The sequence below is a fragment of the Sedimentibacter sp. zth1 genome (genome assembly GCF_017352195.1).
GTDB lineage: Bacteria > Bacillota > Clostridia > Tissierellales > Sedimentibacteraceae > UBA1535.
Genome location: NZ_CP071445.1, coordinates 1,575,035 through 1,596,937 on the forward strand (window position 1 = coordinate 1,575,035; position 21,903 = coordinate 1,596,937).

21 protein-coding genes are annotated in these 21,903 nt (G+C 30.8%); 2 read left to right on the plus strand and 19 right to left on the minus strand.

Features of this window, described 5'->3' with window-relative positions:
• Positions 1-24: 24 nt before the first annotated feature.
• Both JYG23_RS07955 and JYG23_RS07960 read right to left on the minus strand, forming a co-directional pair.
• Positions 25-273: a hypothetical protein gene (locus JYG23_RS07955; RefSeq protein WP_207235085.1), complete on the minus strand. Its 249-nt coding sequence runs from the start codon at positions 271-273 to the stop codon at positions 25-27.
• 382 nt (positions 274-655) lie between these two features.
• Positions 656-1,456, minus strand: a complete 801-nt coding sequence (locus tag JYG23_RS07960) for a class I SAM-dependent methyltransferase (RefSeq protein WP_207235086.1) — start codon at positions 1,454-1,456, stop codon at positions 656-658.
• Between the two features lie 540 nt (positions 1,457-1,996).
• Between JYG23_RS07960 and JYG23_RS07965 the strand changes: the two genes are divergently transcribed.
• Positions 1,997-3,301 carry an IS110 family transposase gene (locus tag JYG23_RS07965; RefSeq protein WP_207235087.1) on the plus strand — a complete coding sequence of 435 codons (1,305 nt, stop codon included), beginning with the start codon at positions 1,997-1,999 and terminating at the stop codon, positions 3,299-3,301.
• 363 nt (positions 3,302-3,664) lie between these two features.
• Here JYG23_RS07965 and ltrA read toward each other — a convergent pair whose 3' ends face one another.
• The 9 genes from ltrA to JYG23_RS08010 all read right to left on the minus strand — a co-directional run bounded on the left by ltrA (position 3,665) and on the right by JYG23_RS08010 (position 12,737).
• A complete protein-coding gene (ltrA, locus tag JYG23_RS07970) occupies positions 3,665-4,924 on the minus strand; it encodes a group II intron reverse transcriptase/maturase (protein ID WP_207235088.1) in 1,260 nt (419 codons plus the stop codon).
• 569 nt (positions 4,925-5,493) lie between these two features.
• Complete coding sequence (locus JYG23_RS07975) at positions 5,494-6,270, minus strand: alpha/beta fold hydrolase (protein WP_207235089.1); 777 nt, start codon at positions 6,268-6,270, stop codon at positions 5,494-5,496.
• A gap of 324 nt (positions 6,271-6,594) precedes the next feature.
• The gene (locus JYG23_RS07980) at positions 6,595-7,194 is read right to left on the minus strand and encodes a hypothetical protein (protein ID WP_207235090.1); all 600 of its coding nucleotides are present in this window, start codon (positions 7,192-7,194) and stop codon (positions 6,595-6,597) included.
• Positions 7,195-7,273: 79 nt separating this feature from the next.
• The gene (locus JYG23_RS07985) at positions 7,274-7,603 is read right to left on the minus strand and encodes a hypothetical protein (RefSeq protein ID WP_207235091.1); all 330 of its coding nucleotides are present in this window, start codon (positions 7,601-7,603) and stop codon (positions 7,274-7,276) included.
• Positions 7,604-7,926: 323 nt separating this feature from the next.
• On the minus strand, positions 7,927-8,538 hold the full coding sequence (locus JYG23_RS07990; protein WP_207235092.1) for a DUF5104 domain-containing protein: 612 nt from the start codon (positions 8,536-8,538) through the stop codon (positions 7,927-7,929).
• 230 nt (positions 8,539-8,768) lie between these two features.
• Positions 8,769-9,518 carry a CPBP family intramembrane glutamic endopeptidase gene (locus tag JYG23_RS07995; protein WP_207235093.1) on the minus strand — a complete coding sequence of 250 codons (750 nt, stop codon included), beginning with the start codon at positions 9,516-9,518 and terminating at the stop codon, positions 8,769-8,771.
• 341 nt (positions 9,519-9,859) lie between these two features.
• The gene (locus tag JYG23_RS08000; RefSeq protein WP_207235094.1) at positions 9,860-10,270 is read right to left on the minus strand and encodes a hypothetical protein; all 411 of its coding nucleotides are present in this window, start codon (positions 10,268-10,270) and stop codon (positions 9,860-9,862) included.
• A 334-nt stretch (positions 10,271-10,604) separates the two neighbouring features.
• Positions 10,605-11,783 carry a hypothetical protein gene (locus JYG23_RS08005; protein WP_207235095.1) on the minus strand — a complete coding sequence of 393 codons (1,179 nt, stop codon included), beginning with the start codon at positions 11,781-11,783 and terminating at the stop codon, positions 10,605-10,607.
• A 195-nt stretch (positions 11,784-11,978) separates the two neighbouring features.
• Complete coding sequence (locus tag JYG23_RS08010) at positions 11,979-12,737, minus strand: hypothetical protein (RefSeq protein WP_207235096.1); 759 nt, start codon at positions 12,735-12,737, stop codon at positions 11,979-11,981.
• A gap of 1,079 nt (positions 12,738-13,816) precedes the next feature.
• Here JYG23_RS08010 and JYG23_RS08015 point away from each other — a divergent pair.
• Positions 13,817-14,254, plus strand: a complete 438-nt coding sequence (locus tag JYG23_RS08015) for a VanZ family protein (protein ID WP_207235097.1) — start codon at positions 13,817-13,819, stop codon at positions 14,252-14,254.
• Positions 14,255-15,058: 804 nt separating this feature from the next.
• Here JYG23_RS08015 and JYG23_RS08020 read toward each other — a convergent pair.
• From JYG23_RS08020 to JYG23_RS08055, 8 genes are all read right to left on the minus strand, one after another.
• On the minus strand, positions 15,059-15,604 hold the full coding sequence (locus tag JYG23_RS08020) for a GNAT family N-acetyltransferase (protein ID WP_207235098.1): 546 nt from the start codon (positions 15,602-15,604) through the stop codon (positions 15,059-15,061).
• 451 nt (positions 15,605-16,055) lie between these two features.
• Positions 16,056-16,229 (minus strand): hypothetical protein, encoded by a 174-nt coding sequence (locus tag JYG23_RS08025; RefSeq protein ID WP_207235099.1) that lies wholly within the window; start codon positions 16,227-16,229, stop codon positions 16,056-16,058.
• A 124-nt stretch (positions 16,230-16,353) separates the two neighbouring features.
• Positions 16,354-17,022, minus strand: a complete 669-nt coding sequence (locus tag JYG23_RS08030) for a bifunctional 2-polyprenyl-6-hydroxyphenol methylase/3-demethylubiquinol 3-O-methyltransferase UbiG (protein ID WP_207235100.1) — start codon at positions 17,020-17,022, stop codon at positions 16,354-16,356.
• A 527-nt stretch (positions 17,023-17,549) separates the two neighbouring features.
• A complete protein-coding gene (locus tag JYG23_RS08035; RefSeq protein ID WP_207235101.1) occupies positions 17,550-18,056 on the minus strand; it encodes a GNAT family N-acetyltransferase in 507 nt (168 codons plus the stop codon).
• Positions 18,057-18,313: 257 nt separating this feature from the next.
• On the minus strand, positions 18,314-19,195 hold the full coding sequence (locus tag JYG23_RS08040; RefSeq protein ID WP_207235102.1) for an aminoglycoside phosphotransferase family protein: 882 nt from the start codon (positions 19,193-19,195) through the stop codon (positions 18,314-18,316).
• A gap of 377 nt (positions 19,196-19,572) precedes the next feature.
• Complete coding sequence (locus JYG23_RS08045; protein WP_207235103.1) at positions 19,573-20,046, minus strand: hypothetical protein; 474 nt, start codon at positions 20,044-20,046, stop codon at positions 19,573-19,575.
• Positions 20,047-20,367: 321 nt separating this feature from the next.
• A complete protein-coding gene (locus tag JYG23_RS08050) occupies positions 20,368-20,994 on the minus strand; it encodes an HD domain-containing protein (protein WP_207235104.1) in 627 nt (208 codons plus the stop codon).
• 317 nt (positions 20,995-21,311) lie between these two features.
• Positions 21,312-21,818 carry an AAA family ATPase gene (locus tag JYG23_RS08055; RefSeq protein ID WP_207235105.1) on the minus strand — a complete coding sequence of 169 codons (507 nt, stop codon included), beginning with the start codon at positions 21,816-21,818 and terminating at the stop codon, positions 21,312-21,314.
• Positions 21,819-21,903 lie beyond the last annotated feature (85 nt).

Sequence of the window (21,903 nt, forward strand, 5' to 3'; positions counted from 1 at the left end):
TCATGTTATGCTTATAATAAGTAGTTACTGTTCCTTTTTTATAAAAACAAAATACGCAATGGTAATCACACCTATCAGGCATAAACATACTGATATCATGTTTGCAAATCCAATATTTATTATATAATTTTCTTCTAAAAAACTCCCTAAATGAAACATAAAGCATATTCTTGCTATTTTAGGAATAACTTGTGCTATTAGTGATGTAATGAGCAAAGAAAACAAGCCCAAAATCACCTCAATTGAACCAATAATAAAACCTGTTTTTTTCATACTATCCCTCCTATTATATTAATATCTTCATAACTTAGATAGCTCCTATCTTAGGTTGCAGAGCACCGACTCGGTTAACTGTGGAATGTGGTGCTGACTCACTTTCCGATGACTTTGCCTTTAAAACTAACATCAAACTGAGCTTTCTCTCTAGGCACCTTTGCTTGAACATATTGTTAGATGATGTATAAACCTAATATTCTCATAACATATGTAACTGCAATATTTCTTGAAATCGTTTGTTTGTGCTGTCCAATATCTATATCTTAAATAAATGACAAATATAACTTATATTACTATCAACCCAATATCCACTCCTACGAATTACCTAACTACATTTTATTATGTTAATAAATTAGATAAAACCACAAATATAAATAAGCTACCCCTTTTTTTGAGCTAGTATACCATACCAACTTATTCTATCGAAATCTTTATCAAAATTACCAGTTTTAGCTTCATTTTTATGAAAACTTGACCATAAATAGTCAACATCAAAACATTTCTTTATGATAAATCCATTCTCTTTTAACACCTTTTCATATACTTTATATTCTAAAGGATAATAAGTAGGTGAATTAACCAATACTACTCTTTCATTTTTCCCTAGTATATCTGTTGATGTAGCAAAAACAAAATCTACAGAATTATCATCATGCCAATTATATATTAAATATAAACTAGTATGTTCTTCTTTTGTCATAACTAACGGATCTCTAACACTAAAAATTGGCTTTTCAGATAAAAGTTTGTCCCAATTCCTAATATCAATATATAATAATCCATTACTATTAAGTTTACTATATATTGACTTAACAAAAGATTCAACATCAGTATTATTAATATGAGGCAATGAATTTCCTGTTGATATAATACAATCATATGTTCCATCTAAATTATTTTTAAGGTTTCTAAAATCTGATTCGAATAACTCCACGTCATAACCTTCATTACTAAAGTTATCTTTTGCCTTATCTAATAATATCTTACTTAAATCTGAACCCGATACCTTATATCCTAATTTTGCTAAAGGTAAAGTAGTACCACCTGCACCAATTGAACAATCATGTATCGTGGTAATATTATACTCATTAAATACTTCCTTATAAAATTTCAAAAACTTATCTTGCTGTTCTTTTGACATATTTTGATTAAATAATGCTGGTGTTTCATATAAATTCATAGTTACCCCCAATTATACTATTATTTAATAAACAACAGAATTAATCTGAAATTTATTCATTTATATCTAAAACTAAAACCAATCTTTCATTAAAGTAAATACATATACAAAACTCATTATCAGTAATAAATATTGCCTCACCATAACCAGAAAATTTCATATAACGTCTCTGGTATAATAAAGTCATAGCAAAAAACTATGCTAATTCATATCTAATTCATGTTCTGGCTGAATAAAGAAAATCATTCTTGTATACAATCATTCAACCATTGAGTCATGAATAAACTCATAAGTTATTGTATAGAAATTCAACTCTCGACTTTGTCTAAGTCATAAGGTATTATATTTATTGAATAGGATGGTAGATGTTAACGTCCTTGGGAGCCTTTTATAAGGCAATACCTGTAACTACAGACAATCAATCCATTCAATGAGGATTTATGATTTTAGCTGGTTGGGAGCTGATAAGCTATACCCGAATAACGTGCCAGGTTGTGTACTCATTGCTATTTATGGATACCTATTCGAAAGGAGCTTTCTATGTTTAATTTTAATAATCGTAACTATATCTCCGTTGGTATTGATGTTGGTTCAACTTTTAGTTTTATGTCTATTGTTGATAACAACGGAAACATTATTTTGAAACCTTTTAAAATACTACATAACAGTATAGATTCTCTTGAACGTGCTATTTCTGCAATAAAAAAAGCAGAAGAGTCACATTCCATGAAATCACACATTTTCCTGGAATCTACCGGAATCTATCACTTTCCGCTCTTCTGCTTCCTGAATGAATCAGGATTTGAGGCCCATATTATTAACCCTCTCATCACTCATTCTATCAAAAATTCAGGAATAAGGAAAGTAAAAAATGATAAATTAGATTCTATTGGCATCGCTAGACTTGGTTTATCTAACAATTTAAAAACCTCTGTTATGCCTGTTAAGCTTGTTTTAGAGCTTCGTAGCTTAGTTCGTAAACATTATGACATTATGGATCAACGCTCAGCTCATATTAATAAACTAAAAGCGGATTTACATACTGTTTTTCCTCAATACCTTAATATTTTCTCAGATGTTTGTGGTGTTACATCTCGCATGATTTTAAAGAATTATTGTACTCCTGATAAAATATTAAGAGCGCATAAATCATCTTTGATTGAAAAAATATCTAAATCTTCTAGAAAAGGTATTTCAAAAGCTACTCAATGCTACGAAAAACTTTCTAACGCAGCAAATGCAGCCAAAACCTTTGGTTGTAATATTGATAGTGTGTATTTCAATATTTCTTTAACTATTGACTTAATCGAATATTTAGATACTGTTATTGAATCTATTTTAAATCAAATAAATTTGCTTGTTGATAAGCATAAATCCGAAAAGTTTATTAATCAAATTCATTTGCTAGATTCAATTTCTGGTGTTGGTTTTTTATCTGCTGTTACCATAATGTGTGAAATTGGTGATTTTAGTGCTTTTAAGAACCCTAAACAGCTGTTTGCTTATTTTGGTATGGATCCTGAAGTTAACCAATCAGGCAAATTCAATGCTACTGAAATGCATATGTCTAAGCGTGGTTCACGTATCGCTAGACGTGTTGTTTTTGCTATTGCTTTGTCTAATATACATTCTACAAGTAATGGTAAAGCTATTAATCCCTATTTACAAGCTTATTACCGAAAGAAAACTGAATCTAAACCTAAAAAGGTTGCTATTGGTGCTGTTATGCACAAAATCTGTAATATCATTTTTGCAGTGCTACGTGATGAAAAATCTTTTGAACTTCGTTCTCCAGAAACTCATATTAGTAACTACAAACAATCATTACAGCTACTTGCTGCATAATTATTAAATCCTTACATAAAGTTTTAATTGTTTTTCAAGCAATTCATTGTTTGGGTTTATTAAGGTTACACTTTTTTAGCTAAACAATATTACTAAACTTTTTTATTTTTCTTGTTGACTTTTACTAGCTGGTCTGTCTTCACGACGTTCCTGAACCGGACCCCATAGATAGACCGTCCTGGCGATGGTCACACCCTGTGAAGTGGTGTGGTCTGACTTTCCTCTTGACGTGTCGAGTAGACGAACCCGACACCCTTTCTTTTTAAGGTTTTCTTAAAGTAAAAGGTTACTGTCTGTTCGCCCCTCTCGGAACCGTACGTGCCCTATTTAGGCATACGGCTCTTCATATAAAACTTTATAGTTCTACCATATGTTTACACAAATCTTTGGACTTGGAATATATGCTTCCCATATTTTTTCAAATATATCATAAGACATGCTTTTCTTTTGATGTCTTCTGTTTAATCTTTTGTAGCATTGGTATTTAACATATCCGTGGAATTTCTTTATTCCTTTGATATTTCCACTTATCCCATAGTAGTTATAGTGTCCCACCAGTTTTCTTTTCAAGCTTTTCATTATTGTATCAATAGGTTTGTGCATTACTTCTTTTAGCCAACTTTTCGCATTTTGCCTTTTTACTTTTAGCTTTTTCTTACTTGTGTTGATATGCACACGATATTTACCATTTTTTGTTTTTCCATTTACAAATGTAAATCCGAGAAAATCAAAATTTTCTTTTGTTCCTCTATGTTTTCCGAATGGTATTATCCTTGTCTTTTCTATTGCTACTTCTAATCCAAATGTTTTCAATCTCTCTATTAGCATCTTGTATACTTTTTCCGCTTCGCTTTCTGCTTGAAACTGTATTGCAAAGTCATCTGCATATCTCACCAGATACGCTTCTCCATGCAGTTTTGGTTTCACCGACTTTTCAAACCATATATCTAATACATAGTGTAGGTATACATTTGCCAATACTGGTGATATATTTCCACCCTGAATTGTTCCTTTGTCACTTTCTACGTATTTCATGTCTTCCCATATTCCTGCTTTTAGAAATCTTACTATATATCTAAGAAAATTCTTATCTTGTATATCGTGTTCTAAAAATTTCATTAGCCATCCTTGGTCTACATTGTCGAAAAAGCCTTTTATATCACAGTCTAGTATATAGTTTACGTTTTTGTGCATTATCGTATTGTTTATCATTTTTATTGCTTGATGGCAATTTCTGTTTGGTCTAAAACCATATGATATATCAAGAAATCTTGGTTCATATACTCCATTCAATATTTCTGCCATTATTGTTTGTACTAACTTATCTTCATATGACAGTATTCCTAATGATCGCATTTTTCCATCGCTTTTTGGTATCATTACTCTTCTTGTGGGTTTTGGTTTGTATCCGAACTTCTTCATTTTTTCTAGGAGAATTTTTATATTATCTTCTAGTTGTTCTGAATATTGTTCTTTTGTTACTCCATCTATTCCTACTGCTTTTTTCTTGTCCTGTTTTTCATGCACCTGTTTTAAATTTTCTTCATTTACATAGTGCATTAGTGTTTGCAGTTTTGCGTGTTTTATTGATAGTTCTTTTATTTCTTCTTGTATCTTTCCCATGTGTTTATTTAACCTCTAGTGTCTTTCATGTGTTACTTTCCGAATTGTCTTACATGCTAATCCCTTTGCTCCATAGACTTTCATCTACTTCTTCACTACTATGAATTAGTCCGACTTCTTGCAGCTCTTAAGACTTCTTTGGTTTTCTACACCTTATGCCATCCTTATCTGTTTTTGTTATTCAGAAAACTACAAGACCTCCCAGGTACGCTTAATATACCTTGTTTGCTCGCCATGCTCTCAGACCCCGGTGAAATTTCCATAACCTTGCCTTTATCGGTTATTTCTTTTTGTCTGCTGTCAGAGGAATGACATCGACTTTCACTTATCGGACTAACGAGGCTCTATCACTTCACGCTTTCGCATTACGGCTCTCAAACTTTCTTGCCTACGCTTAAACCTTACGTCACCGCTTCGGCTCCAAGGCTAGATACTGGCTGTTGGCTAAACTTTACCAGGCTAGGAGTTTCACCTAGCTATATATTAAACGCCGAACTGGCGCACTCCTCTAAGACCCTTGCGTGAACATGTTGTTAAGTGATTTTAAGATGCATACTTTTACTCATTATTTATCTCATTATTTCTTCTTCAACTCTATAAATCCATTCTGATACCAAATAATTAAACAAATCATTCTGTTCTATTTGTGCAGCATGTCCACATTTATCCATGCAAATATATGTCACTCTTGAATATTTATCTAATATTCTATAAGCATCTTTATAACCTACTGTGTCATCTTGTCTACCTGTAATGATTAGTGTCGGCTTATTATATGTACCTGTAAAATCATCCAAACTAACTTTAGTCAAATTATTTACTGCAAACAATTTATTTAAAAATTCATTATTTGTCTTAGCCATTGCACCATATAAGTCAGTTTGAATTAGAGCATCAATATTTTGTTGTATTGAAGAATCAACATTTTTTACTACTTCTATTTTTCTATCAACATCACATATTTCCATCTCTTTGATAATTAGTGGAGTTAGAAGTAATAATCCATCTACTTTGTCAAATCTATTATTTAATATATATCGAGATAAATATCCTCCAAAAGAATATCCACCTAAAACATACTTTTCTTCACCCATTAGCTCATCAACAAAGCCTAACATTGTTTTAAGTACATCATCAACACTTTGAATATCATCTCCAATTTCAGTATCTCCAACGCCAAGATGATCAACATAAATTCTCTTCCAATTATCTTTTTTCTCTAATATAGGCTCCATATATTTTATCATAGCAGTCATATCATTTGTGAATCCACTAAAGAATATTATTGGTCTACCTTTTCCCATTATTTCATAGTTTATTTTTGATTTTCCTACGTTTAATTTCATAATTCCCTCCACTTTTATTTTCATCATTTTTAAATTGAAAAATTTTTATATACTGATTTCACATAACGTTTTGCTTCTGCGACGTTCAGAATACATGCCTCTCAAATATACCGCTTTCTTTTGGTATGTGTTCTGAATGTGGTGAGTGCTCTTTTTGCGAACCCTTGCGAAGAAGCTTTGTTATGTGATGGAAAAAGACGGAAGCTTATAGTAGCCATATCTTTAGCCAATTTATCTAAAATATATACTATTTATAACATAAGAATAGATCATTCTCCATATTTATATAAAATAAAACGGCCATTCTTCGCTATAAATTAGGACTTATATCTTCCAAATCTTTTTTAGTTGTTTGGACCAATATTTACTTGGTAATATCATTACCGCTTTCGTTTGTGTCGGCAATACCAATACCGGAAACCAATTTAATTTTAGATATCTTGCAGGCAAATGTTTTCTGTGAACCATAATTGTAGTGTAAAATACTGCTATATTACTTGTAATTAATTTTGGCACCTGAACATTGTATAGAGCAGTCGTTTCATCAGTAATAGCATCTGTAAATATTTTTAATTTTTCATCTTCAATTTGTTTGTTTTTAAGTGCATATAAGCTATTTGCAACTTTTGATAATTGATTAACATGTTCATTAAAATAATAATCTTCACTAAAAACAATACCTGCAGGAGAATCAAAAATTCCAGGTTGAAAAAGAGAAGCATTAGCTTGTACAATACGCCCATAAACTATTTTACCTTTGTTAATTAATAGCTCCTGTTCATCATATATACATTCAAATCTACTATCATCATTCTTTTTAATCCAATTAGGTTTTTTTAATTTATTGTATCTTCTATCAAAATAATTGAATTTTAATTTTCGTTCTTCATAATTTTTTCTACATTCACTGATTATATTTTTCATCTAGCAACAAATCCTCCATAATATAAAAGTATTTATAATAGCTTCATCTTTAAAATATAACTTATATGATATTGTAAGCCTAGGTCCCAATTATATATCCGTGTTCCAAATATTTAAATATTAATTTAATTAATATTAATAAAAGAAAATATCCTATAATAGATATTATTTTGTAAAATACATTATCTTTATATGGTTTTATTTTATATTTTACTTTTACAATAGATTTTTCTATTAGTTGACAATAGCTAAGATTAAACTCCCAATAACTCTTGCATGATGGGCATCTATATAATATAAATTGTCCATAATTTAATACAGATATAAGTCTTAGTTTTTTTCTATCTGAGTATGCTGATCCTGTACAAATATCGCATCCTTTACCGGTATTCTTATATATTTTAATCACTTCCATCCTTTTAATTTATCATAATCTAACGTAATTAAATACTTATAGTATGACTATCTATTACATCATAAGTAAATTCTTTTAACCAAAGGGATTAGACTAAACAGTTATTCCCTCTAAAAAACAACCCAAGTTATGTATTCTGTCATTAGTCTTTTTCTTTCACATAACGTTCTTGTGTTTCCGATGTTCATCCAGCTCAGAAACTTCAACTTTCTGTTAATGTAAAGCTGGTGAATGTTGGAAACATATTGTTAGGCGATGGAATCAATGGAAGCTACCAATAGCCATATCAAAAGAGCGTTAATTAGATTTATGATGCATCATTTAACAATCTGCTTATCACCTATCTCCATACTGTCAACATTAAGAAGTTCTATTTTCATATATTGTATACCTTCAAGTGAATTATCTTCATCATTCACAATTTGCCAGTCATAGTATATACTATAATAACGACTTTCCATATCATGTGTCAAAGAGTCTCCGTCAAAATCGTATAAAACAGCAATATATGGTATGTCTGGCCAAACAGACCACTTTGTACGTTTACCAGAATCCCAACTCTCTTCTCCACCTGCACTTGTAGTACGTTCAGAGGTAATATAAACATCACATGTTAAAAACTCAAAAGCTTTATTAATCTCATCATCAAAACTAGGTTGATTGCGTATTTGTTCACAAAATAATACTTTCAATGCTTCTTTATCACGTTCTGTGAAACATCTTATAATTTCTTTTGACATTTGATCTATCTTTTCACTTTCTTCATTCATCAAATCTGTAAGCTGTGAACTTCTGACAGTTTCAAGTGCCGTTTGTTCAATTTTTTTTCCTCCCTCATTGATAAAATCTTTTACATTTGAACAAGACGTTAACAAAAAAACAATTACAAGTGGTAATACTATTGATAAACTTTTCATTCTAAAAGACATACTCTGAACTCCTTCATTTTAAATAGGTAAAGTAACTATTACATGACAAATTTTCTTCATTTATGATGTTCTACCATCCGTTCTATTATTTTTTTCTTGTGTAGATAAACTATTTTTTCTGTGTTCATATACTTTTTCTATAAGTTCCTCGAGTTCTATAAAAACATAATTGATTCTGTCGCCTAACGTTTTTGATTTCTTACGATGGTATTAACCTTACCATCGACCAACTACCGAGTGATAGATTTTGATTTCCGTTTTATCAAATGTACTAAAAAACCAATATAAATAACTGCGATAATAAACATAGCTGAAGAAATCATTAGAGATATTGAGTTTTCATCATTAGAATTTGTAATTGACGCTAAAACATTATTAATATAGTGATAGCAAATCGGCAATATAATATTGTTTGTTTTTATAACCAATATAGCTAATATCAGACCTATTACCAATGCATAAAGTACCTGAATAATAGTTGATTCTAAACTTTTTCCATTAAGAGTATTCATGATATGTGGAAGTGTGAATAAAATACAAGACCCAAATATAGCCTGATTCATACCTTTATGTAGAAAATTTCGTATTACAATTCCACGAAAAACAGTTTCCTCTACAAAAGCTACTAAAATCATATATACTATAAAATATACTATTTCAATTAACCCTATATTTCTATTAATACCTGCAAACAATGGTAATAAAGCAAGAATAAATAATGGTATAAAAATAATTATATTATCTTTATTTAACTTTGTTATGGAATTAAAGCCATAATAGGACCAAAGTTTTTTCTTAGTTATAACTACAATTAGTGTCAAGCTTACAACTAAAAATCCTGCAAAAAAAGTTATTTTACTATCTATCTCTGCAACAATCGAAACCATTCCTGCTATAAATAGCACAGTCAAAACACTAAAGGTTACCAATAAACTGCTTATATATGGATGTCTTTTAGAAAATGATTCTTTTTGTAACATAATATTCCCTCCAATTTTATTTATTTCTAATAACTTAGTTTTTACTTTATAGTAGTCCTTAATAAATCCGCACATAGACACGCGGTCTTTCGTCCGATTTCAGCTAACGTTTCGTATTTCCGACTTCTCTGAGCTGGGCCCTTCTCCACATGCGGTGCTCGCACCCAGTGAAGAGATGTGCGAAGCAAACGGAAATATATTGTTATCAGATGTTACCTCACTCATCTGCGAAGCTAATCCCTAACAAATTTTTGTCTGATGCGTAAATGTTGACTTGTTCGTATTATTTTTTGACAATGAAAAAGGAAACCTAATAAGATTACCTTTTAATAGTTATGATGTTATTCATCTTTTTCAATAGTTTTTGTTCCATCAGCAGTAATCCTTATAGTATAACTATAAAGCAACTCCTTATTATTATCTATTAAACCATAACTTAAGTCAACTTCCTTTAATCCACCAGAAATTAAAAAATGTTCATATGTTTTTCCTTTCTCCCAAGTATAATTTATACTTTCTTCATCAAAAACATGAAAAGTCCTAAAATTAGATTCTCCCATGAACATTAGCCCACTGATATGAAGATAAAATTTATAGCCTTCTGGTATGTTTTCTGGTATGGTAAAAGTTAACAAATCTTTGACTGGGTCATAATTTACTGATTCATAAAAATCATCCTTGATGTTTTCATTTTCAGAATATGTAGAAGCTAATATCATTCTAGTTATTATAGTTGCTATTATTGCAATCAATAAAATAGTTACTCCAATTTTCTTCTTTTTTGTATTGACAAGTGATAAAATTCTTTTTTCAAACTTCTCTTTCCTCCATAAACTAATTGTTAATACTATTTATATGATGAATTATTTATTAATAACACAGATGATTACTCTTATGTAATATTAAATGTAAGTATTTAGTTTAATCATGTAATACTTACATCAAATATCATGTGTATTAATATGAAAGAAATAAATATATTATTCTTCTAAGAAATCTTATCTTTTCCTTATTTAGTTTTAAATGTACAGGAGGTAATGTCGGCAACAACCTGTTATGCGAAGTATGATACGGAAGTACTCGTTATTAGCTTAAATCTTCTATGTCAATAAACACTTCAACAAATACTTGTATTGGTATTTCTTGACCACTATTATCTGCCACAACTATGTCGTAACAATAAACTTTTCTTAACTGGTCAAATGAGTTCTTATCTGGTGCTTCTGTAGTTCCGTAATCCTTTATAGTAAAATCATCAACACTAAGCTCATTTAGTATATCTAAGAATGATACTGACCCTTCTGTAACTAAACTATCTAGTTTTACTAAACTATCTTCATTAGTAAAATATTCTGTTGCTACATAAGTTACAACATTCCCATCACTATCTAATGCCTCAATTAAATTAACTATGTCTAATTGAGTAAAAGTAAAACCTTTATCAACTTTGCTTTTTAACTGAAAATCCTTAATTCTATCTACTTTCATAGCAGTTCCAACATATGTTTCTAATTCATCAATGTATATTTGTATACTTGAATCCCAATCCGAATAACCTGGTGTAGGATTTGGTCTACTTTCCTCATCAAAGGAATTATCAGTTAAATCTGGTGTTATTAGTCCAATACTAATTGCTATATCTTCATCTATTTGTCCTAAATCTACCAATTTTTCAACTAAGCTAATCTCGTCATCTTTTGTTTGCATCATTAATGCCAAATAACTTGTTTTTGCCAATTGATCTCTATAAAATGTACTAGTAACAAGTTCATTATAATCCTCATCATTTATAAGAGATTGGTTCATACAAAACTTTAAGGATTGCTCCCATTCAAAATCTCCTGCTGTATCACTGTAACCTAATGCTCTTAATATGAAGGTCATATATCCTCTGGCTGATATTATCTCATCAGAACTGTAAGTTGTCGTACTAGTACCATTGGTAAGTTTCTCATGATACAAATATCCAACATAATCATCTGCCCACTCAGGTACATCAATAAATGGATGTAAATATTTCTTATCTTGAGCCTCTTGTTCTGCACCAATTAATCGTACAAACATTATTGCAGCTTCAATTCTAGTTGGCTCTCTATCTAATTCAAAGCCCGAATCTGTTCCTTTAAAAACTCCAATTTCTTTTAATCTTTCTGCATAATCCTCATATAAACTTGAGGCTTGTACAATAGTTGAAGTGAAGAATAATGTGACTAAAATTAAACACACAATAACTAATAAACTAAAACTCTTAACTATACTTTTCATAAATACTTCTCCTTTAATTTTTTAATAACTAGTATTATATTTCGCATAACGTTCTTTTGTTCTCGACGTCACTGAACCAGGCCCCCAGAGATTCTCTTCCTAGGCGGTGCTTGCACCCGGTGAAGGGATGTACGTAGTAAACGGGAATATATTGTTAGAAGATGTAAATTACAGTCTTGACTTCTGCTTCCTAGCCTACTTAAAACTACGTTGAAAACTTGCAAACTCATCGTTCATTAACTCAGTCATTTGAGTAAAATCAATATGATAATTAGCTTTAAATCTTCTATCAAGAATAGTATCAATACTTGCTTTGTTTGATGCCATCACATATTCATACTTACGACTACTAGTCCAAATACGCTTTAATTCACTTCTATCACGTTCACTAATAAAATCTAGACACATACATTCGTCTAAACTTCTCCTTTGAATTTCTTTACACGATTCTTCAAATTCAACAAACTCTTCCCAAAATGTAGATTGAATAACATGATTTATAATTCTTGTTCCTCCAAAACATAGAGATAATTCTATAATTTTACCAATGACTGAAACCACAATAGATGGTTTCTTGTAATTGTCCCTATTTTGAGCTGCAACTGCTGAAGGTCCAATCTCAGTTAAAAATACTTTTTTGTAATTTGCTTCTATTAGTCCATCTATAAACAATCTTTTTCGTAGTCTGGAATTAAGATCATCTACAATATAAACAACCAGAGGGTTTGGTCTTAAGCTTTTACTCAAAAAGGAACGTTTGGTCGTTTTAACGATACTTTTAATTGCTGGCATAAAAACCTCTGGATCATCGAAAATATTTACTGGCTCTAATGGATATATTTTAGGAAGTTCACTTGAGAAATGATCTTCAAATTTATGAGTTTCCCAATTACGTCCTTCAATTTTTGTTAGTACATAATCTTTGGTTAGTATGTAATAATCTATTCTTTTCATTTCTATTCTCCTTCAAAGTTATTAGCTCACTCACATTAGTATCTAGTAATTTATTTCTTCTAACGGTCTTGTGTTCCCGACGTCCCTGAACTGGACATATTAGATAGACTTCTTGGTGGAACTCCGTTCCCGATGAAGGGATTTGGTGCTGACTTGCCCTATCAACGTTCCTCTAAGCCCTTGCGTGAACATGTTGTTAGGTGTTTGATTGATGTTCAGCTTCAACGGCTATACTTTTACATTTTATTTTCTCTTATTATATGTTCATAATAAAATACAGAATTGTAACTAAACAAAAAAGTAATATAAAAGTAAATTTTTCTTACGTTTAAGATAAAACTCCCTTATATTAAGTGAAATTCATTTTTATACTTTCATAACACAAAATGGATAGTAATAAACTTTCTTATCTATTTTTTATTATAAACCATTTTCTATTATTTTTATATAAATATTTACAATTAAATATAACTATTTCTACTTTTACAACTATTTATATTCGTTAAATATTATATAACTTTTCAAATAAGCAAACACACATGAATTTAACAGTTTTATAAAATAATAAATAAAGCATTTGATAAAATTCTATTTTTACGTAAAATTTATTATTTTATGAATAATAATAAATTGTTATGTCCAATAATGTAGTTTTTAATATGTTTACTTTATAAATTGAAACCTGTATAATTAAATATATATTAATATAATAAAGAGGTTTTACATTTGAATTTGGTGTTTCTCTATCGTCTGGAAATTTTAAAATAACAAACACGTCAACAACAATAAATGTTAGTTCTAGTTTAATAGGTGACGGAGGAAGCGATAGAACAGTATACAGTATCACCCTTTACAAAAAAATAGGATTATTTTGGTCTTCACAAGGAACCAATACTTTTAATGTAGGAGAAAGTGAAAGCGCAACATGGACAAATTTAACTGCAAATGGTACATACTACATATACATGTCAACACCAACTGTTTCATCAGCAGGAAAATACATAAAAGGAAGCGGAACAATTTCAAATTTTGAAGAATTATAAAATTTATAAAAATAAATTATTAAAAATGGAGAAAATATGTTAAGAAATAAAAAAGCAATAATTATTTTAGTAATATTAATAATTGTAATATCATTAATAAAATTAAATCCTTTCACCAAAAGTGCTCAAGCAAATAAAGACCATTTAATTAACAGAAGTGAAAGCATTAATTTGAAACCATTTTCAACTATTACAAATTATATTACAAATAGTGATAGATACAACAAAAGTACAATATTAAAGTTTTTTGTTATCAATTTGGTCTTTTACTTACCAATAGCATTCTTTTTAGGATTATCTAACTTTAACAAACCAACTAACTTCTTAATAATAATTCTTTTACCAATTGCTATAGATTTATTACAGGTTGGATTTAAAATAGGAAGATTTGATATAGATGCTATCTTGTTAAACATTCTAATTTCACTTATCATATTTTGCTTAGTTAAAAGAATTAAAATTTCTCAAACATAAATACCTTTTCTAATGATTTTAGTAAAATATTAAATATGTTTAGAGGTTTTACTTTTCTGCAACTGTCAAACTTAAATTCTTATTATAAATCGTTTTTCACTATTTTTATATCAAAATTTCCAGTCAAATATAACTACTATTACTTTTAAAAAAACAACTGATTTATATTCATTAAACATTATAAACCTTTCAAACAAGCAAACACATATTCCTCAATATAACATTCAGACAATGGTTCGGTACATTAAGCATCACGTTATAGTCTCAACGTTAATAAAAAGCTATGCTTATCAATAACTTTCTCTGCAATAACCTATAAACTCTAATTTATTCTTTAGATACTGCAATTGCTATATATAACCCAAAAACTTTTATGCTTACAATACTATCCATGTAATGAACATCAATCTTTCACATAACGTCTCTTTGTTCATGACGTTTCTCAAGCTCAGAAGGAGGTGCTCATGCCCTGTCAAGGGCTAATGCACCGACTGTCGCGACACGCTTAGGTTGAGGAATGTATGGAGGGCAATTCCCAAGAAGAATACCCTGTCCACAATGAATGTGAACACATTGTTAGATGATGGAGTGATATCACTCACCAACGCCTTACTTAAAAGGTTTCCTTAATTACTACTCACCTTTATATTCTATTAATCATTAAAATATATATTTGATGATTTAAAAATAACACACTGTATATTTCGTGTTATGCTCATAATCAGACTCTTATGAGCTTATGGTGATTATGTTTAACAGTTTAGCTTTAGGGAATAAATCGGTCAGCCATTGTTCTATTTTCCTTTAAGAACCTATCCTCCATAGTTTAGGCTTCATGGTACCATTGCTATATTTCTTGAAGAATAAGTAAAATTCATCTTCATCGAATTGTCCATTCTTTATTAAGATTTCCTGTTTTTTATTTGCCAGTTCGACTAAATATCCAGTCTCTATATATCCATTATTAGCATAAAATTTTTTGCGTCTTAATCTTTGTTTAATGTCTTTTGCATCCTTAACGCATCTTTCAATAGATATAATAATTTTATTATCAGTATGTAATGATTGTATTTTTTCTAAAATACGACTGCCATATCCCTTCGACCGAATGTTTTCATCAACTGCTAAAAACATTATAAACGTCAGGTTTTTAATTGTAGCCATATAAACAAAGCCGCATAGGGTTTGCTTATCATGAAAGGATATAAATTCAGTGTTCTTCATCTTTGCCATTATAAGCATCAGCCAAAAAGGCATACGATCTTCTTTAAGAAAAGAGGATGTATAAATTTCCTTTGTTTTTTGTTTCTCTTTGCTTTTTCCGGTGACGGTTTCAACTCTTAAATCCATATTTTTTACCCTCCTATTATAGTATTCGCTTGCTTTATTGCAAAACTCTGATTATATAAATAATCTTCACTAACTGGATATCAATCTATTTCTAATAGTGCTTTTAAAGTGTGTCTGTATTGACCTCAGAGTTGTTTATCTGAAATGATATCACTCTTTCATCTAACGGCTCTGTGTTCACAACATTTTATCATCGGACCACCAGTGACTTTCTCCCCTGGGCGATGATGAAATGTGGTGCTGACTTGCCCTATCAACGTTACTCTAAGCACCCTTGCGGGAACATGTTATTAGCTGTTGGAGCAATATCACTCTCCATGACTTGCACAAAACGCTTATCTATAAAAATCTTTCTATCATCTGATTTTATCCATATTCACATGTTATTAAATAATTATTAATTAATTAAAAATATATTTTATATACTTCGTATTATGCTCATAATCTCTATTTATTCTTTTTTTTCAATAACTATATATGCTTGGCCTGAATTTGAAGAATCTCCCATTTCACAGGCTGAAATCATTTTCACACTCCATCCCTGTTCTAAATAGGCATTAACTTCATCTAAACCATCATTGGGTTTCAGTCCTGACCAACTCTTTACCCATACTATTTTTTCCATCTCATATCCTCAAATTATATAAATAATCTTTCCATTTTGCATATCTATAATTATCACCTTGCTACATTGCTAAGATTAAAGTGCTCCAGTAGCTTGGAATTTTACTGCCTACTTTACAATTCAATTATTTCTTACAGATGATAAGAAACACACTAGACTCATCCACTTCTTGGACATGATAGGGATATCCCGACTGCTCACCAATTTTCTGAAAATCCTCGGGCGAATGGGTCATTGCCTTGAAACCATCTTGACAGACAATCACACCATTTTGGGTCTTGGTATAATCGATTTTTCCCAAAAGTCCCTTGAAAACCTGCTCCTCAAACCATTTGAGGCGAAAATTCCAAAATTTATCGCTGTAACTGCTAAAAAAAACCATTCCTCCAGGCGCTAATGTTTCAAGAATTTTGTTAATAACGGTGGAATCAGCACGCATGGCAGATAACCCGTTTTGCAGACACAAAATGACATTAAAGAGCTTAGAAAATTCCATCTGATGAATATCCATCACAACCATACTGGCGTTGGTGTGGTCTTTGAGATACTCCCTGCCCAACACAACGCTATCCTCCGATATGTCCATACCGACTATGGAGTTACAGTGGGGAGCCAATTTCCTAACAATACGACCGTATCCGGCGCCAAGCTCCAAAACGCTTTGTGTCTTTGACAGATTTTTCTTGACAAAATCTATCTCCGCTTGCAGATACTGTTTGACGCGAAGAATTTGAGTTTCATACACCTGAAACAATTTTTGAGCACCTAATTTTTCAGTATAGTAATTGTTCATATTTCTTATCCTCCTTGTAAATTAAAATCAAATGAATATTCTTATTTGCATTGAAACTGAATTACGGTTATTTTAAGTCTTAAACTATTGTGTTTTTATCCTACTACCGGTGAATTATGTTGAAGTAAAACTTTGTAAGACCTAACCAACAAAATAATTATAGCGGTTGGTACAGAATTGCAGAATCTGCATACCAGAAAGGTGGGTAATTGACAAATATATAAGTTGCCCATTAAAATAACTGCTAAAAAAAACAAGTGCAGTTATAGAAATATCTCGACATTCCCCAGCGTTACAGGCTGTTCTCAAAGCTTAGATAGCTCTTATCTTAGCTTTGAGGGCTGCCGACTCGGTTAGCTGGGGAATGTATGAGGGCTTGTCTCTTAAGTTTCCGACCCCACCCGAATGAACGCGAACATGTTGTTAGATGGTGTTTTACCATCAGCTACAACGTTAAACCCAATAAATATTTAAATCTTTTATAATAAAAAATTTGTTTTCTTTCACAATCAGCCTACTATATTGAATTATAATTTCTTATATAAATATAATAATAAGTCATCATCAACAAAAACATCTCTTCCTGGTTTTACCTCAACATTGTTATACATTAGTCCATTCCCATCAAGCATATATCCATTTTCCGTATATAGTCTTTGCGCACTTCCATAATCTTTATAAAGACCAACTCCAAGACCTATAAATTCATACTGATTAGCAGCATATTTCTCACATTCATCTATTAATTTTTTTCCAATACCTTTTCTTCTGTACTTTGATATAACAATTAAATCATTTATTTCTGGAATATTTTTTTCAAGAAAATAAGGATATAATGAACTAAATAATAAATTTACATATCCAGCTATCTCATTATTTATTAGTGCAATAAATGTTATTCGTTTTCCTTCTACATTCTCTTTATAGCATCGTTTAATATAATTCTCAAAATTCCCGTCACATCCAATTGGCTCATTATAAGCAGTCACAATTGAACTTATATCATTTTCTTCTATCTTTCTAATAAAAATCATACTCTTTCTCCCATAATATAATTTATACACTTCAATATCTGCTCTATAGTGTTAAAGATCCAAAAACCTGCCTTAGTAATCCTTTACGCAAAAACTGTGTTACAAGAAAGGACGGACGCAATTGACTTAAATCCGCAGCAACTTAGAGTTTATAAAGATTGCGAATAACCTAACCTTATACTAAGTTTTTATTAACTTCGGGTTTTATCTATACTTAACTACTATAAAGTTATTCTGACTCATAATTTCTAAGGATACTACAGCATCTGAAATAGTTTTTCTTTTTGCTCTATTCCATACTTTAGAATTTCCCACAAATCCTCTACGGCATCTGGTCCATAACTTTGCATGTACGCGATATGCATATAGATAGCTCCATTCCATATCATATCTATTTCATCTGCTGTTATTTTTTTTTCTCCATAATATCCATGCAAAAATGCTTTTGCCAAATCAAACTTATAATACATTTCATGAGTTTTCTTATTAAAATCAACAAACTGCATTATAAAAGGCCATCCTAAATCAATATACTTTGGTCCTATACCAGAATCATCTAAATCAATGAATATGACTTTTCCTTCTTTATTCAATAAGGCATTATGTGGACCAATATCAGTATGAATAAAGCACTGTTTATATTCTTTGAAATTAGGTAAACTATCTAAAATTGCGTCATACTCTTTTTTAAACCTACGCTCCGAAAACCATTCGTGAAATACTTTTTTCTGCATCTCACTATCAAATGAACAAAGATAATTAAAATCTGAAAATTCATGTAATTTAGCCACTGACTGTCCTAAAGCAAACTCATCTTCCTCAGTTTCTTGCAATTGTCTTCCTGAAACATATTCCATCACATAGAAATAATATTGCTCGTCTTTTATGTATGCATTTCCATCAGGTAGATATATAAGTTTTGGAGCAAGTCCTTTTAGGGTTCCAAGATACTCATGTGCTTTAGTATTTCCTATGACTACCTTTTCTTCTATATCATCACGGGGTATTCCTTTCAGTATAATCTCACCGTTTTCAGTAACAACTTTACAAACAATCCTTCTTCCATTGCCATTATAGCTATTTATTATTTTCGGTTTGTGAAAGCCCCATTTCTTTAGTATTCTATATATTGATTTCATTACTATACCTCCATTTTACCATTAGTTCATACATATAATCCTTGTTCCCATTATCAAATATATATACTCCGAAGCCTATCACTGACTTATATCGTAACATGATGGTACATAAACGCTTGGTCTTTCGTGTAACGTTCTTTGTGTTCACGACGTTTCTCAACCTTTAGAAGGAGTTGCTCATGCCCTGCCAAGGGCTAATGCAACGACTGACGCGACGACTGACTCGGTTAGCGAGAAGGTGTGGCGCTCATTGCCCTAGGCTTCTCATGCCCCAGAGCGCCCTTGTGCAAATACAGGGTTAGGTGATGCCCCAACAGCATTTTGAATTTTTATTAAGATTTCAAAAACAACTTAGAGAATCGTTTTGAAAAAAGTACTTATTTAATTAAATTATAATGATACCAGTTTATACTGATATGACCAATTGCAAAAATTATGCTGAATAAAATCAGCAAATAGTGTTGTTCTAATAATCCTGTAAATAAAAATAAACACACTGGAATGATTGCCATTGGAATCGGTATGATGACCGTATCGTACAAATAACAATATTTTTTACCCTTTACATAATATCGAATCCAGAGTAAATAATACAATGCAAGTAGTACAATTGTGCTAAAAATCCAAAAAACTCCTAATGTTACCGTTTTAAAACCAAAGGTATAACTTCCAACATCAAAACTTAAGAAAAACCAAGAACCCACTTGTCCTACTTTTTCTAAGGTATTTAATATCCTGCTTTCTTCTTTAATATCTTTTGGAGCATCCTTTGGCTGAAAAAATAGAAACAATATATTAGGAAAGAGTATTGCTAATGCAAGCATAATCCCCCAAAATGCAACAGTTATCATTCTGCTAACCTCCTACATAAATTATAAATATCTTTACTTTTCAATATATCTTTCATGCTTAACAAAAATATATCATATTTTAATTTCCCACAAATCACTACCCCGATATTGGGGTTTCACTTAACGTTTAGCACTCAAGACGCCCTTGAACCTTAGTCAGACCTTGTTTGGTGAAAGGATGTGCTTTGGCTTCTGCGAAGGCTTGACCATTTATAGCCAAAGCGAACTTGAGTGCATTGTTAGTTGAAGTCCGTCGCTACATCCTTTATATTACTACTTAATAAATTAAGCTAAACTTTGTCCTTAAATATATTTCATATTCTATAACTCAAATGTGTTTTCAATAACTCCTGGCAACAATTCGTAAATAGATTTCCCGATTTTCTGTTCAAAATAATTTTTTATCGCAAATGTAGACTTCCACCTTGGTATTGTATATTCGTTTATTCCACCTCTTATCGCAATGTCCACTAGCCTTTTTTCTATCAAGGTAAAACCACTGTGTAATGATGTATAATCGCATAGTTTAATTAATTTATCGTAGTCTGTTTCTTCTGTTTTTGATAAATAATCTACTATAAAATCATGTTCTTCTTCTGTACCATTCCACTTTCCAACTATAATTACTTGGCCTTCATGCATAAATGCCGTATGACTCAAACAAATTCTTCCAACCAAATCATATCCTTTTTCAACAGCATAATTGTATCCTTCAATGTTGTGTCTCATCCCATTTGCACCAAATCTTCTTCCTATATCATGCAACAACCCTAGAATATATGCTAACTCTGAATCCATGTTAGGAGTTTGTTCAGCTATTAATTTAGCTGCCTCCGCAACATATAATGAATGGTTAACCCACGGCGTAGGATTCAGCTTCTCAGCTTCCATTAGTATTAATTTTGCATCCTCTAAATTTGGAACCCCTTGTCCAATACAATTTTTCATTTAATAAATCTCCTCGTTATTTAATATATAATATTTTTAAACCCTTTTGGTCTAGAACTCTGTCTCATAGGATTTCAACTAACGGTCTTTGTTCACGACGTCGCTGAACCGGACAGCAAGAGCGAGGCCGTCTTTGCGGTGGTCACACCCGGTGAAGGGATGTGGTCTTACTTGCCTACTTGACGCTACTTCTAAGACCTTTACGTGAACATATTGTTATAAAATGGAGTATTATCACACTATAATACTTTCTTAAACAATTTTTAATTAAAAAATCATAACCTCTAATTTCTGCTATATTCATACGATGTTAAAAATTATATGTTAAATATTACATCTACAATCTTTGATGAACATTCTTTGGGTGTTAATTTAAAAGTATCCAGAGTTAAATCATAACCATCTTTTGGAAATAAATATTGATATGATGCTTCTGCTGAACCAATACATCTATTTCTTCGTTCATCTTCCCTTCTAATTAATTCTTTTAAAGGGCATGTTATATGTATTAAATAAACTTTATATGATTTTAAAGTTTCTATAAGTTGATTAAAAATTCTCTTGCTAGTAATTACATGGTCAATAATAACACCTTGATTTATAGCTAGCATTTCAATAGATTTATCACAAAGTTTTAATGATATTTCAAAAACATCATCTTCATCTATTGCTTCATCTATTGTCATTTTAAGAAAATCATCTATAGAAATTACACTATATTCTTCATGCTTTACATCTTTTATATATGCTTGTAAAGCCTTTGCTATAGTTGATTTTCCACTACTTGATGCTCCATTAAGCAATATTATTTTTTTATTCTCCATATAAAATATTCTCCTTAAACCCAAATTTATATATTACATTAACTATAAATAGCCAGTACACATTTTATTGACCTCAAATCTTCTC